The organism is Alkalihalobacillus sp. MEB130, from assembly GCF_032335535.1.
Taxonomy (GTDB): Bacteria; Bacillota; Bacilli; order Bacillales; family Bacillaceae_D; genus Halalkalibacter.
This window is the reverse complement of sequence record NZ_JAOANA010000006.1, coordinates 160,343-175,952: the sequence shown is the minus strand read 5'-3', so window position 1 is coordinate 175,952 and position 15,610 is coordinate 160,343. Positions and strand designations below refer to the sequence as shown.

The 15,610-nt window shown below is 38.6% G+C and carries 13 protein-coding genes; 2 read left to right on the top strand and 11 right to left on the bottom strand.

Going from position 1 to position 15,610, the window contains the following annotated elements; all coding sequences use genetic code 11:
* Positions 1–38: 38 nt before the first annotated feature.
* The 3 genes from N0O92_RS08460 to tlp form a co-directional block, all read right to left on the bottom strand.
* Positions 39–1,613 carry a long-chain-fatty-acid--CoA ligase gene (locus tag N0O92_RS08460; protein WP_315614236.1) on the bottom strand — a complete coding sequence of 525 codons (1,575 nt, stop codon included), beginning with the start codon at positions 1,611–1,613 and terminating at the stop codon, positions 39–41.
* A gap of 436 nt (positions 1,614–2,049) precedes the next feature.
* The gene (gene uvsE / locus N0O92_RS08455) at positions 2,050–3,003 is read right to left on the bottom strand and encodes a UV DNA damage repair endonuclease UvsE (protein ID WP_315614235.1); all 954 of its coding nucleotides are present in this window, start codon (positions 3,001–3,003) and stop codon (positions 2,050–2,052) included.
* 292 nt (positions 3,004–3,295) lie between these two features.
* On the bottom strand, positions 3,296–3,532 hold the full coding sequence (gene tlp / locus N0O92_RS08450; RefSeq protein WP_315614234.1) for a small acid-soluble spore protein Tlp: 237 nt from the start codon (positions 3,530–3,532) through the stop codon (positions 3,296–3,298).
* A 368-nt stretch (positions 3,533–3,900) separates the two neighbouring features.
* Here tlp and N0O92_RS08445 point away from each other — a divergent pair, with 368 nt between their 5' ends.
* Positions 3,901–4,596 (top strand): LuxR C-terminal-related transcriptional regulator, encoded by a 696-nt coding sequence (locus N0O92_RS08445; RefSeq protein ID WP_315614233.1) that lies wholly within the window; start codon positions 3,901–3,903, stop codon positions 4,594–4,596.
* A gap of 76 nt (positions 4,597–4,672) precedes the next feature.
* Here N0O92_RS08445 and N0O92_RS08440 read toward each other — a convergent pair whose 3' ends face one another.
* The 8 genes from N0O92_RS08440 to N0O92_RS08405 form a co-directional block, all read right to left on the bottom strand.
* Positions 4,673–5,149, bottom strand: a complete 477-nt coding sequence (locus N0O92_RS08440; RefSeq protein ID WP_315614232.1) for a nuclear transport factor 2 family protein — start codon at positions 5,147–5,149, stop codon at positions 4,673–4,675.
* Positions 5,150–5,289: 140 nt separating this feature from the next.
* Positions 5,290–6,930, bottom strand: coding sequence for a flavin-containing monooxygenase (locus tag N0O92_RS08435; protein ID WP_315614231.1), 1,641 nt, complete (start codon positions 6,928–6,930; stop codon positions 5,290–5,292).
* Between the two features lie 110 nt (positions 6,931–7,040).
* Complete coding sequence (locus tag N0O92_RS08430) at positions 7,041–7,991, bottom strand: alpha/beta hydrolase (protein WP_315614230.1); 951 nt, start codon at positions 7,989–7,991, stop codon at positions 7,041–7,043.
* A gap of 362 nt (positions 7,992–8,353) precedes the next feature.
* Complete coding sequence (locus N0O92_RS08425) at positions 8,354–8,764, bottom strand: Zn-ribbon domain-containing OB-fold protein (protein ID WP_315614229.1); 411 nt, start codon at positions 8,762–8,764, stop codon at positions 8,354–8,356.
* Entirely contained in the window at positions 8,765–9,934 is a 1,170-nt protein-coding gene (locus tag N0O92_RS08420) for a thiolase C-terminal domain-containing protein (protein ID WP_315614228.1), read from the bottom strand.
* 35 nt (positions 9,935–9,969) lie between these two features.
* Entirely contained in the window at positions 9,970–11,559 is a 1,590-nt protein-coding gene (locus tag N0O92_RS08415) for an ATP-dependent acyl-CoA ligase (RefSeq protein WP_315614227.1), read from the bottom strand.
* A gap of 35 nt (positions 11,560–11,594) precedes the next feature.
* Positions 11,595–13,181: an ATP-dependent acyl-CoA ligase gene (locus N0O92_RS08410; RefSeq protein WP_315614226.1), complete on the bottom strand. Its 1,587-nt coding sequence runs from the start codon at positions 13,179–13,181 to the stop codon at positions 11,595–11,597.
* Between the two features lie 81 nt (positions 13,182–13,262).
* Positions 13,263–14,756, bottom strand: a complete 1,494-nt coding sequence (locus tag N0O92_RS08405; protein ID WP_315614225.1) for an aldehyde dehydrogenase family protein — start codon at positions 14,754–14,756, stop codon at positions 13,263–13,265.
* A gap of 174 nt (positions 14,757–14,930) precedes the next feature.
* Here N0O92_RS08405 and N0O92_RS08400 point away from each other — a divergent pair, with 174 nt between their 5' ends.
* Positions 14,931–15,521, top strand: coding sequence for a TetR/AcrR family transcriptional regulator (locus tag N0O92_RS08400; protein WP_315614224.1), 591 nt, complete (start codon positions 14,931–14,933; stop codon positions 15,519–15,521).
* The last annotated feature ends 89 nt before the right edge of the window (positions 15,522–15,610 follow it).

Genomic DNA, 15,610 nt, shown 5'->3' with positions numbered 1-15,610 from the left:
GTTTGCTAAACGAACACTAGTTGACTCACCTGTGACATTTATCTCAATTGCACTTGCTCTTTAACCAATTTTTGCATTTCTACCTTTTTGATTTTTCCGGATGGTGTCATAGGAAATTTCTCAACAATTATAATTTTATCTGGTACTTTATAATCAGCTACTTTTCCTTTTATAAATGAAAGAATCTCGTCTTCAGTAGCCACGCAATCTGATTTGAGCTGAATGCAAGCACAAGATATCTCACCAAGAACCGTATCTGGTAACCCAATAATGGCCACATCGTTTACATAAGGAAGAGTATAAAAATACTCTTCGACCTCGCGAGGATAAATATTGTACCCACCTCGAATGATCATTTCCTTCTTACGTCCTACAATCCGAATGTATCCAGCTATATCCATCGTTGCTAAATCACCTGAATAAAACCAACCATGTTCATCCATCACTTCACTTGTCTTTTCAGGCATATTATAGTAGCCTTTCATCAGTCCAAAACTTCTACACGCTAGTTCACCAACAACGCCGATTCCTACATCTTTCCGCTGTTCATCCACAATTTTAATATCTACACCTGGAAGAGCTCTTCCCACCGTTTCAGCTCTTAACTGATCATCATCCTTAAAATTGGTTAACGTTAAAGTGGGAGCTGCCTCTGTCATTCCGTAACCCACAAGAACATTGCATCCCATTTCTTCTCTAATACGCTTGATGATTTCTACAGGGGCAGGAGCTCCTCCCATCTCACCTGTTCGTAATGATGAAAGATCATACTTTTTAAAAGAAGGATGATTTAGTTGCAGAATAAACATCGTTGGAACACCTGGCTGTATCGTCACTTTTTCCTGTTCAATCAGTGCTAATGCGCTCTCTGGCTTAAATCGTTCCATTAAAACCATTCGGCTTACCGACGCAATCGTTCGTAAGACAAACATTAGCCCCATAACATGAAAAATCGGTGTTGGGAGTAAAAAGACATCGTTTGGTGTACACTCCATACATTCCGTCCCTGCAACGGCTGTATGAACCAAGTTGCGATGTGTGAGCATCGCTCCCTTTGGTCTTCCTGTCGTTCCTGATGTGTACAAAATCGCATAAACGTCATTGAGAGGATCAACCTCGACGTTAGGTGCTTCCTGACTTTTCCCTTGTCTTAATAAATGGTCATAACTCTTAATTTCGTTCGCTTCAAATCGAACCGAAACTAAATGCTCTAACGTTGGTACACTCGCTTTTATTTCTTGGTATTGTTCATAGTGATTTATGTGATCAAATTCTTCAGGAAAGAAAACGACTTTTGCACCCGAATTGTTTAAAATATAAATCACTTCATCTTTTTTAAATCGCGTGTTAAAAGGAATGAGTATCGCGCCTAATTTAGCCAATGCAAAATTGATCACGATAAATTCATGCCAATTTGGTAAACTGACTGCTACGCGATCACCTTTACGAATCCCCAGTTGGTACAAACCGGAGGCTATTTCGCCAACTTCTTGATATAATTCTTGATACGTTACTCTTCTATATCTGTCGTATATAGCTTCTTCGTCTTGTTTCATAGATAAAGCCGCTTCAAGCAATTGTGTTAAAGTCATACTATATCGCTCTTTATACATGAGTCGTTACCCTCTCCTCAATGTGAATTTTAATTTCCCCAAGAGTTGTTTAATTAGTCGACTTCTCATTTTGAAATCGCTTACTTTTTATTGTAGGACTTCTATGATGTTCACAATGTAAATAGACAGAACGGAACATTCCACCTCCTATTTCTTTAGCATCCTCTATTACTTTAAAGCTTTCAATAAAACTTTAAGTCTTTTTCGTATAATCTAACTTTAATATTAGATTAGAATAGAAACCACCTACACTACGTACGAAAATACTTTTATTATTCATCATTTTTGAGGAAAGCACAGACAAAAGAAGCCTCACCTTTTCTAAGGGAGACTCCATAGAGCATGAGCACTTATTTCACAGAGATGTTGTTAAAAGTTCTACCTTAAAGAACGAAGCTAGCACAGGGGAACGTCATTACCCCTTTTTTCTTATTTTTTATAACTCAATAGCTCCTCCACTAGTTCGCTTAAAACCTCGTAATTTCCCTAACTCTTCGACCAGTCTCAATGCTGCTTTATCTTTCGCTTTCGCCTCAATCATAATATCTGCTGATTTCCCGTAAGCTTTTAACGCTTTAATAAAATCTATAGCAAACTCTATATCAACATAATCCGCATGAGCTCGTATTAATTTTTCTGATTTCGGAGAGGATAAGTGAAATTTAGGAGGCTTTCCAGTTCCTTCCCAAGTAGCAAAAATTCGAGGTAGCAATTCCACTACTCGTTCATTTCCTGGATTTGCCCAGTGGTGATGATAATCAAAAACAAAAGGAAGACCGTGCTCCTCACAAACTCGAAGCGTTTCTTCTGCTGTGTACGTTTTATCGTCATTCTCAAGTGTTGTTTGTTTACGAATATTCTCATCAAGTTTCACAAAATTATTATTGAATCTCGCTATCGCCTCTTCCTTATTGCCATACGCGCCCCCTACATGAATATTCATTGATGCATCCTTATGTAACCCCATTGCTTCAAACATGTTATAATGATAAGTCATATCAATAATTGCGTTAGCTGTTATATGTTCTTGTGGACTTGTAAACAAGGTGTATTGGTTCGGGTGAAAGCTGACCCGCAAATGATGTTTCTGAACTAATGATCCAATCTCTTTGAATAAATGGTTAAAAGGTGTGACATAATCCCAGTTAACCTCTGGGTGTGTGGCAAGCGGCACAAGCGATGAAGACATACGATAAACATCAATACCATGAGCTATATTATAATGAAGAGTGCGAAGCGTGTTTTTTAAATTTTGCTCGGTAAGATGGTATAACTTTTCCTTCCTACTTTTTTTATCTTGTTTCTTCCAATTCGTAAACGTTAACGTCCTAGAAGGGGAAGCTTCCCATAATGAAAGTGCCGTTGAGACATAGCCAAATCTGAGTATCATCGTGTCACTCCAACCTATGATAGATGAATGTAGTGTATGTGATTTACGGGGACTTCATACAGAATCAGTTAACATACTTGCATTTATAACTAGCGTGAAAATCCGAGGTTGAGTGTACTGAAAAGTTCAACTTTACTTTTTCAGTTTATTCTATATGTGCGGCCACATACAAATAATCAGGCATCGAGAAAGGTTGTTTTACCTTTTTCAATGCCTTGGGTTCCCTTACTTCTAACAGAGCTTGGTCTTTATAGACGTTGCTGCTTAAACAAAATTCAGTAATCTCAACCTTCTATTGGTTTTTATACCCATTTTTTCTTGCTTCCATTTCGTCAGCTATTTCAGCATCAAACGCCTTAATGCTTTCCGCACGTCTATGGTTTTTCTCTTTAATTGCTTTTCGTTGCTCCTCTTGTAAATCCGATTGCAACGTCTCTTCAGCCGCCTCAATATTATGTTGGGTATTATCCTTCATTTGTTGCAAGCGCTCTACATTATTCTTTCGATTATCTGGCTTTGCCATGTTCATACTCCTTTTTTCACATAAGATAGTCGCTTTACTAGCGCCAACTTAGTATGACTAAGACGGAAAATGATAATTCAGATAACAATCAGGAAATTTTATTTTCCACATTGCTTAAGTAGCTATTTATAGCAATCCCCTAAAAAGAAGGAGAGAACAACCTCTTTTCAAGGACTTCCTCTACGGTCTTTTGCTGTATAAAATTAGTGTTATACGTTATTTTTTTAAAACAACAAGGAGAAATAAGAACCTTGTAGAAAATGTAGACAACTAACTTTTTTAAAACTAGGAATTTTGTTATCTTTTTTGAAAACGCTTTCTTTTGTTAGGAAGGTTATGATGAAACCCAACCCACATAAATTAGGAGGGTAAAAATGTTAAAGCAATCGACAATACATGAGTATATATCAAACCTTGATAAAGCCTTATCTCAAGAGGAAAAGTTACATTTATGTACGAAAGGTTTACTCGAATTATTTCCTATCCAAGAAGCTCATTTATTTCGATATGCACCACTTGGAAACATCGTTGAAGGAATTATCAAAATTAATACATCAGGGTTATACTATATTGGACATGTAAGAGATGACCTCCGAAATTTACCTCCTATTAATACCTCCTTACGAAAAAGGAGAGCCATGTATATTTCTAATGAAGAGTTTTTCGAGAAGTACGGTAGTAAATATACGAACCCTAACGAAAGGAATGATCACTTCATCATCCCAATTTGCTTTAGTTCAAATCCAGTCGGTTACTTTATTGGACGTGAATTGAACACTGATTTCACCAGCGACGAGAACTTTTTAACAATTCTTACTCTATATGGGAAATTAGTTGGAGAAATCATTGAAACAAACAAGGAAGGACAATCAATTGGCAAATTAAGCAAACGAGAAAGTGAAGTTATGCAACGTATTTCATGGGGAGAAAGCATAAAAGAGATGGCTAACTCTATGGAAATCAGTGAATATACAGTAAAGGATTATATAAAATCTGCTATCAAAAAACTAGAAGTAAATAACCGCGTCGAGGCAGTAGCTGAATTACTTCGGAAAGGTTTTATTTCTTAAATCTTCGTTAATTAAATGATTATATTTAAAACCTGTAATTCACATATTGTGGACTACAGGCTCTTTTTCCATATTGTTAACCAGAGTTTCGTGTGGAAGATTTAGCTGATGCAAGCTCTGAAACAGGTGTAAAGGAATGGATTCTAAGTTTTCTTTCTGTTAGACGCCATTTTCCAGTACTATTACTAAATGTATCATAATAAGTACCTGCAATAACTAAAGGGATACCTTCTTTATTTGTCGCAGTTGCATCAAGATCGGAAATCGCTGTTGCTACACCATTTTTTATATCAGGATTAATCACTATATTTACGGTATAATGATGTGTTTTTGGAACATCTCTCCAACTAATCTTCAGCCTTTCTAAAATCTCCTGTTTATTGCGACAGCACCCTTCTGGATCTCCCAAATCCCAAAGGGCATTTTCTTCCCAAACATCCATAAATAATTCTACATCCCGTTTATCGATTCCATGATTATAGTTTGCTATCACCTCTGTAATTTGGTGACGAGCTTCTAATTCACTGACTCTATCCTCCAATGTTTTCGTCATGAAATACCTCCTTTTTTTAAAAACAGCCTGTCACTTGTTGTGTAAGTGACAGGGCATTTATGATTTAAAACCTTCCAACCCATCCTAACTCTATAATCCACTTCTCTCTTTAAAGCGCTTTCATTTATTCATTGATAATTTCAAGCTTTTTTTAATGTGTGTTGTATGGAGAATCCTTCATACCCGTTGGATGCAACTTCGCTACATTTTTCACGATACGGTCCCACCCCACCAAGATATATGAGGAATCTTCGTGGCTTACCAGGTACATTCGCACCCGTATACCATGAATCCGTTTTCGTAAAAAGAGTGGCTTCGGCGACTTCACGACAATGCTTGCTCCATTCCTCTTCAGCAACCTCTTTCGCCTCAAGAATGTCAATGTCATTTTCTCTGAGGTATTCGATACAATCAGTTATCCACTCCACATGCTGTTCAATAGATGTAGGTACATTACTCAACACAGAAGGACTTTCAGGACCTGTTATCATAAACATATTAGGAAAACCCGAAGTTGCAATTCCAAGATATGTTTTGGTTTGCTCACCATTTTCCCATTTTTCCTTAAGTGTCAGCCCATCTTTACCACGAATATCAATCTTGAATAGCGATCCTGTCATCGCATCATAACCGGTTGCAAAAATAATAATGTCTAACTCATACTCCCCATCAGTTGTTCGAATCCCTTTTGGTGTAATCTCCACAATTGGATTTGCCTTTACATCGACCAAACTAACATTTTCGCGGTTATAGGTTTCATAATAATTCGTATCCTGAATCGGGCGCTTTGTACCATAAAAGTAGGTTGGTGATAATTTCTCTGCCACAGTTGGATCGTCAACAATTTCTTTGATTTTGTTACGGATAAAAACGGACAGCGTTTCATTAGCTTCTTCGTTAGCTGTTAAATCTTGGTACGTTTCAAGGAAGAAACTACTCACTCCACCTTTTTGCCAAGCTGCCTCGTATAACTTCTCGCGTTCTTCTGGACTATCATCTAGTGCTGAAGGTCTAGCTTCCACATCATTTGGGAATCCCCCAAAAGAATATCTCCTTTTACGTTTAAATTCATTGAAGTTGTTTTTCACTTGTTTTAAATATTCCGGGTCATATGCATGGTTCCTTGACGGTACACTATATTGTGCAGTTCGTTGGAAAACAGTAAGATGGTCTACCTCTGGGGCAATGGCTGGAATAACTTGAATACCGGTTGAACCCGTACCTATTACCCCAACTCGTTTTCCCTTAAGATTCACTTGTTCCTTTGGCCAATTTCCAGTGTGGTACCACTTCCCTTCAAAGCTATCTAGACCTTTAAACTTAGGGATATTCGCAGCAGAGAGGCACCCTACTCCTGAAATAAAATACTTTGCACTTAATGTACTTCCTTCATCAGTTTGAATGTTCCACCTATTTTCGCCCTCGTTAAAATGAGCCGAAGTAATTCGTGTATTGAGCTGAATATCGCGGCGCAAATCGAATTTATCTGCCACATAGTTAAGGTACTCTAAGATTTCCGATTGCTTCGAGAATTTCTCAGACCAATTCCATTCCTTGAAGAGTTCCTCAGAGAAAGTAAAGTTATAATCAATACTTTCATTGTCACAACGGGCCCCGGGATAACGATTTTTATGCCATACTCCCCCTACACCATCAGCTGCTTCAAAGACTCTTGTACTGAAACCAGCTTCCCGTAAGCGATGTAGCATGTATAACCCTGAAAATCCTGCTCCTACGACAACTGCATCTAATGTAATGACCTCATTATTTTGTTTTGTCATATCTGTACATTCCTCCCATATTAAATAATAAAAAAGTCCCGATTTGTTTACTTTTATAGAGCAGCTGTTTGACACAATAATTCAATTACGTGCTTTAGTAAAAATTACGTTTATTTAACGTTATTAACCTTTTGATCAGCTGCAGTCAAAAACTGAGCAATGCTTGAAACCGTGCCTTTAATCCGATCTGGGAAGACAGCCATATTGGTAAAATAGCCATGAACTAATCCCTTTTCACAAATAGTCTCAACGTTAACACTCGCATTTTTTAATCGCTTTGCATACGCTAAGCCTTCATCCCTTAGGACATCACACTCTGCTGTGATGACTAACGCTTGTGGGAGATTGCTTAAATCCTCGGCTACCAAAGGTGCTACATATTTGTCTTTTTGATCTGATTCGTCTCTGATATAATGGTCGCCAAACCAAATCATGAGATCTTTATCTAATCCAAACCCTTGTTGAAATTCTTCATAAGACGCTGTATTATAAGCCAAGTCTGTCACTGGATAGATAAGCACTTGTGCTGAAATTTGTGGTCCGTTTTGATCACGAGCTACCATAGCGGCAACCGTTGCAAGATTCCCACCCGCACTATCTCCACCTACCACCAGTTTGGAAGCGTTTCCATTTAAATGCGTAGCATTTTCTTGTACCCACTCTAAAGCCGCATAGGAATCTTGTAGTGGAATTGGAAACTTAAATTCAGGTGAAAGTCGATAGTCAACCGAAACAACAATCGAACCTGTTCGATTGGCGATCAATCTACAGCTTGCGTCAGATGTTTCAATATCTCCTAAAACCCATCCACCACCATGATAATAAACAAAAAGTGGAAACGGGCCTTCACCTTCTGGCGTATAAATTCTAACTTTAATTTCCTCATTGTTATCGACAGGAATGAAACGATCCTCAATCTTTGCTAGTGGTGCCAATTCCACCTCAACAGGAGGAGCTTGGGCAAACATTTCTCTTACAGATATTGGATCCATTGATTGAATTGCAGGCATTTGATTAAATAGTTCTAAATACGCTTTCGCTTCTGGCGATAAATTAGGCAATGAGATCATCCTTTCTTTTTCATATGAGATGTTTTTCTACATTTAGAATAACATTATCTGAATTTTTTTAAAATTCCCGCATTAGTGTAGGTTCTCCCCCCTTAAAGAGGATTTTAAAGAAATTGGGAATTAGATTTAATAACAAATTTTGTTGTATCTTTTTATACTAACTCATGTTTAAAAAGTGCTGGCACTCTAAAAATTTTAAAGAATTGCACCACGCTACCCATTCCCTCTGTTTTACTTTTGCTTGCTCTACTAAACCATGAAAAGCTGTCATTCCCTCAATACTAGCGCTTTCATAAACATTCCTCCTCCATATTTCCTTTTTGAAATAAGAATCTATAAATAAAAGGAAAAACCTAGATCGGTGTAAATTGTGGAATCGTCATTGATTCGGACCAAGTTTCAAATACTACTTTTACCTTCATCCCTATTTCAATCGCTTTTAAGTCACAATCTATGATGTTACTCATCATTGTTGGTCCTTCCTCTAATTTAATTAAGGCAACAACATAAGGAGCTTCGGACTGATAGGCCTTGGATATTGCGCGGTGAACAATCGTATAACTCACCACAGTCCCCTCTCCAATTGCCCTTACCCATTCTACTTTTTTACTTGTACATTTCGTACACATAAGCCGTGGATAGAACTGGACATGGCTACAATCCGTACATTGTTGAATGAGCAGTTCATGATTTCTACAAGCCTCCCAATAAGGCTTCGTCTCCAGAGTTGGGTTCGGGATGTATTTTCCTAAAGAGTCTGTCATTTACTCAACCTCCCGACCGAGAATAAGTGTCGTATGGCTTGACATAATCCCACCCTGCCCATGAACAAGTGCTACCTCAGCTTTCGGTACTTGACGTGCACCAGCTTGATGACGAAGCTGGGTGACTGCTTCGGTTAGTGCGAACATAGATCCTGGGTTTCCTGGATGACAATGGGATAGTAATCCACCATGTGTGTTTACTGGAAGAGTGCCACCAAGTTCAATCGCACCGCTTTCTACAAATGCCCCGCCTTCTCCCTTTTCACAAAAACCAAGGTCTTCAAGCTCAATTAATACGGTTGGAGTGAAGCAATCGTAAAGTTGCGCAAAATCAATATTCTTTGGACTAAGCCCTGCCATTTTGAAAGCACGTTGACCCGATTCAACGGCGGCTGACGTTGTGAGGCTACGAGCCTGACTTAAATGCTCGTGACTATGCCCCTCTCCTACTCCCAGTAGGTAAACCGGATGATTAGGAAAGTCAGCAGCCCGTTCTGCTGACGTTACAATCACGGCAGATCCTCCATCGGATATGAGCGAGCAATCCAATAGATGTAAGGGATCTGCTATTTTTTTTGAATGTATAACATCTTCGACTGTGATGAGCTCTCTCATTTGAGCTTCGGGGTTTAAATTGGCATGCTTACGGGCGGCGACAGAAACCCGTGCAAATTGTTCAGAGGTTGTTCCGTATTGTTCCATATGGGCCTGTGCAATCAGTGCATAATAAGCTGGAACGGTTGGACCATAAGGGAGCTCAAACTGGTTATGTCCAGTTGATGCTTGTGCAGCCATTGCCTGCTCCTTAGTCAATCCACTCCTTAGGCTGTCTGCCATGGAAATTAAAACAGTATCACAAACACCCGTTACAATTGCGGAAGCAGCATGGTGAAGAACGGAAAAGGTTGTTCCTCCACCTGTACTAACACTCATGCAATATTTCGGAAATATTTGCAAATATTCAGCAATTGCTTCTGCGTGATAAAGGATGGGTTCGGCCATGGAATTACACGTAATAAGTCCATCCACCTCATCCTTGCTAATTCCAGCATCCTCTATTGCTTTTAATGCCGCATCGATACATAATTGCGTTGCAGACAGAAGTGGAATCACTCCTACTTGAGTGTCAGCTGCTCCAACGATTGCTACCTTTCCTTTTAATGAAATCATGATGAATCTCCTTTTCTATCAACCATAGAGTATAATTATTGTTTTACTTGGTAGCCTACCTGTTCACGATCCCACGTATCTGACGTAATTCCCTCCGAACGCAATTTGTATTTTTCAACTCGTTGAGATGTGTTTCTTGGCAATTCTTTCACATAGCGGATATAACGTGGAACCGCAAAGTGAGCTAGTCGTGATTGGCAGAAATGTAATAGTTCTTCAGGAAGTTGCTTTTCTCCATCTTTCAGGATAACAACAGCTAGTACTTCCTCCTCAGATAGCTCAGACGGTACACCAATAATGGCTGATTCTAATACTTGTGGATGCTCGTTAATAACGCGTTCAACTTCATAAGATGAAATGTTTTCCCCACGTCTACGAACCACATCTTTTTTTCGATCGATAAAATAAAGATAGCCATCCTCATCTAAACGACCTGTATCCCCGGTATGAAACCATAGGTTTTGCCATGCCTTAACGGTGGCATCTGAATTTCCATAGTAATTGGAGAACATGATTCCGGTTTTTTTTGGTCGAACCACGATTTCACCACTTTTCCCTACTGGGCACGGTTGATCAAATTCATCATGAATCTCTACCTCATAAATTGGCGTTATCCTTCCACAAGCCCCTTTTCGAAACTGACTTGCACGATTGGCTGCAACCGTGCCTAGTTCAGTGGATCCATATACTTCAGAGATTTGGACTTGAAATCGTTCTTGAAAATCCTCATAAATTTCCAAAGGGGTCGGTGCTCCATATGCTTTTCGAACCAAATGATCAGCATCATCTATTCGTTTCTTTTGCTTCATTAAAATTGTAAGCATCGACCCCATAAAGTTGAAGGCTGTAATGTTCTCCTTCCGGCAAATATCCCAAAACCTTGAAGCGGAAAAACGATTATGCATGACTACGTCACAACCAACAAGGAGTGCTACCAGAATAGTTGTGTAACGCGCATTCACATGGAATAATGGAAAAACAGTAAATAAACGATCTTTTGGTTGATATTCCATGAGTTCACAGGCCGTATGAGCCAAACTAAAATTAGAGCTATGTGTAAGGACTACACCTTTTGATGGACCAGTCGTACCTGATGTAAAGAGGATAAGGGATGGATCACTTGCTTGAATGTGAATGTCTACACTTCTATCACTTGCTTCAGAGATCAACTGTTCAAAAGTATACCAACTAAATTGATCTGATTTTTCCTCAGGTTTATCCCCAACCACAATCACCTGTTTAAGAAAAGTCAGTTGTTTAGAAATATCGTCAATACGATCAACCCATTGTGACGAAATAACAATTGCCTGACATTCTGCTTTGTTTAGAATATAGGCAAGCTGGTCACCTCGAAATCCTGTATTAATTGGCACTTCCATAACTCCAAGGCGCGCAAGTCCCAACCATGTAATCAAAAACTCTGAGCTGTTAGGCAGCATGACCGCACACGTGTCTCCTCTTTTTAGCCCGAGAGATAAAGCAAGATTGGCTATTCGATTTCCTTTTCGATGAAATTCACCATAAGTGAGATCTTCGCCATTCCCAAATCGTATAAAGCGGTCATTTGGTCTCAATCGTGCCCGATGTTCTACAATTGCTCCAAATGTCTCTATTCCGTTGTACATTGTTTCCCCTCCCTTTCTCATTTCATTCAGTATAACTAGCGGCTCACTTTAAAACCGGCAAATTCACGATCCCAAGTATCAACCGTAATCCCTTCTTTTCTGAGCTTATACTTTTCAACTCTTTGAGAAGGGGTTCTTGGTAGCTCCTTAACAAAACGAACATATCGAGGTATTGCAAAATGCGCCATACGTGACTGGCAATACTCAAGTAATTCTTCAGGTGATAGATCGTTATCATCTTTTACATGAACGACAGCCAGTACTTCTTCCTCCGATAGATCAGATGGTACACCGATGACTGCTGCTTCTAGAATAAAAGGATGTTTATTAATAACACTTTCTATTTCATAGGATGAGATATTTTCCCCCCTCCTTCGAACGACATCCTTTTTTCGATCAACAAAATAGAAATATCCGTCATCATCCATATAGCCACTATCCCCTGTGTGAAACCATAAATTCCCCCAGGATTTAACGGTTTCTTCAGGCATCCCGTAATAGCCAGAGAACATAATCCACGGCTCTCTTGGTCGAACGACAATTTCACCTGCTACTCCTGGTGGACAAGGATGATCATGTTCATCATGGATTTCAACCTCATAAATCGGAACAGCTTTCCCACAAGAACCTATACGAAAAGATTCAGCACGATTAATAGTTGCCAAACCAACTTCTGTTGAGCCATAAGCTTCAGTAATTTTCACATTAAATCTCTTTTGAAAATCCTCAAATATTTCAATTGGAGCAGGAGCACCTTGGATCATTCTTACTGGATTATCTGCGTCATTGGCTCTTTTTGGCTGTTTCATTAAGATCGTAAGAAGTGATCCCATATAATTAAAACAAGTGATTCCTTCCCTCCGGCAAATATCCCAAAACTTCGAAGCGGAAAAACGATCATGCATAACAACATCACAATTAGCAATCAACGCAACTAAAATGGTTGTATAACGGGCATTGACATGATACAACGGAAAAACGGTAAATAGTCGATCCGAAGGTCCATAATTCATAAGATCACAAGCTGTTTGAGCTAAATTAAAATTGGCACGATGGGTAAGAATGGCTCCTTTGGATGGACCCGTTGTTCCAGAGGTAAAAAGAATTAAAGAGGGATCATTTGTTTTGATTTCGACATTTATATCAGAGTCTTGGGCTTGTGAGAAGAGTTCTTCATAGGAATACCAATTAAATGAATCATTTTCCCGCTGTTCATGATCTCCAACTACGATAATGTGAGAAAGGTGTGTGAGTTCATCTGCTATTTCTTTAATTCTATCAATCCATATGGAAGAAATAACAAGTGCCTGACATTTCGCTTTATTAAGGATATAGGCAAGCAAATCACCCTTATACGCAATATTAATTGGAACCTCAATAACTCCTAGTCTTGCAAGACCTAACCAAGTGACCAAGAATTCCGGACTATTAGGCAGCATCACCGCACATGTGTCACTTTTTTTTAGTCCGATAGAAGAAATAATATTAGCAATTTTATTGCCACCGAGGTGATACTCATTATACGTTAACCCAGAGCTTTCAAATTTTATAAACTGCGCATCAGGATTCAACTTAGCACGGTGTTTGACCACTTCTCCAAATGTTTCAACTCCTCTATACATGTACTCCTACTCCTCCTATGAATATAGATATTTGTATCACCCCGGGTAATTCTACCCGAGGTAACTATGGCTTTTATTCTATTAATCTAAGTTAATCCAAATATTTTTAATTTCTGTATACATATCGATAGATGCAGCACCGTTTTCCCTACCTAATCCGCTTTGTTTGTAGCCTCCAAAAGGCGAGCCAGGTTCTGTGATATTGTACGTATTCACCCAAACATTTCCTGTTCTTAATGCATGCGCTACTTTATGAGCCTTCCGAATATCCGTTGTACAAATTCCCCCACCTAAACCATAGACCGTGTTATTTGCTTGTTTAATCACTTCATCGATATCATCAAAAGGCATGGCGGAAACGACTGGACCAAAGATTTCCTCTTTTACAATCGTCATGTCATGATGAACATTTGCCATGACTGTTGGCTTGACGAAATGGCCATTTGCTAAATCAGCTTCTGTTGCGTTACCGCCAATTAGCATTTCTGCTCCTTCTCTCTGTCCGATATCCAAATAATTCAGTACCCTTTCTTTCTGTTTCGATGAAATCAGTGGACCTATCACTGTTTCCTTATCAAACCCATTTCCTACTCGGTAATTCTTTGAGTATTCTGCTAAATCAGCTAAAAACCTATCATAAATGCCTTTCTCAACAAATAATCGTGAGCCCGCGAAACATACTTGACCAGAGTTAAAAAAGATAGAGTTCGCAGCGTTAGCAAGCGCTGTTTCATAATCAGCATCATCAAAGATAATATGTGCGGATTTCCCCCCTAGCTCTAGTGTCACCTTTTTTATATTCACTGCACTATTCTGAATGATTTCTTTCCCTACAGCTGTTGAACCAGTAAAGGCAATTTTGTCGACATCGGTATGAGATGAGAGAGCTGCTCCTACCGTGTGACCATAACCAGTTACAATGTTCACTACTCCATCTGGGAATCCTGCCTTTTGGACTAATTCAGCGAATCGAAGCAAGCTTATTGGAGTTTCCTCAGAAGGTTTGACAATCACTGTATTTCCAACTGCTAAAGGGGCTGAAATTTTCATAATTGCATTCATTAAGGGGGCATTCCACGGAACAATGCCTGCACAAACACCAATCGGCTCACGAATCGTATAGTTAAATATATTTCCAGGTGTGGAAGAAGGAATTGTTTCTCCTGTTATTTTTGTTGTCCACCCAGCATAGTACCGAAAATTATCTGCTGCCGCTGCTGCAAATCCAGTTGTTAAGGAAACGGGTTGCCCATAATCTAAAGTATCTAAATGTGCTAGTTCCTCGGCATTTTCTTCAATTAGGTCTGCTAATTTAAGGATAAGCTTAGCTCTTTCATTTGGTTTCATTTTAGGCCATGGACCTTCCTCAAATGCCTTGCGCGCAGCAGCGACCGCAAGATCAACGTCCTCTTTATCACCTTCAGCAGCCGTCGTAATTAACTCACCAGTTGCTGGATTTCTAATTTCCGTTCTTTTACCCGATATCGCATCTATCCATCTACCACCTATAAACATTTGTAAAGGTTTAGAAGTAAACTCAAGTGCCTTTGAATTTAATGCAATTAACGTTGACATGCCGATTTCCCCCTTTTCAATTAAAGCAATTATTATTAGAAACCTTGTTGTATGTCCATTATAATCTCTATTGCAAACGCTACCAATAATCAAAATATTAAAAACTGTACAAAACTTAACACTTTCGAATATATTGTATAATAGAGACTATTTTTTGAAAGAGGGGATGCTGATATGAATCCTACGACGAATAAGAAAGTCGTACGGTCGAAAAAATTATTTAAAAAGACCCTTTTATCTTTACTTAAAGAAAAGCACTTTGAAGAAATTTCAATAACGGAAATTGTTAAAGAGGCTGACTTTAATCGAGGTACGTTTTATTTTCATTACGAACAAAAAGAAGATTTATTAGAAGAAATGATAGATGATGTGTTTACCGAGTTACGTAAAGCATTTAGACATTGTTATGTTAGCTCTGACGAGGAAGTAAATATAATAGAACTTTCTACTATTGGACTTTTTGATCACTTTATTAAAAACAAAGAGTTTTACCAAACCATGCTAGGCCCTAATATTACTTTTAACTTCCAGAATCAATTGATCGAGATAATGAAAAAACATTTCAGAGAAGAAATTGACTTTTCACCAAATGATAAAGATCCAGATATCAATATTGAGCTTTTTTATACATATCGTGTCAGCGGTATGATCGGCCTCATACTTGAATGGATTCATAATGACTTCAATCACCCAAAGGATTATATGGCTGAACAGATTGTTAAGATCGCTACTTTTTATACACAGAAGGTTTCTATAAAAAAATAGAAGGGGACTTTATGACCCCTTCCCTTTCTAGTTAATGTAGTTATTAAATTAAAGCAAAATACTAATTTTATTTACTCACGCTTTTAGGA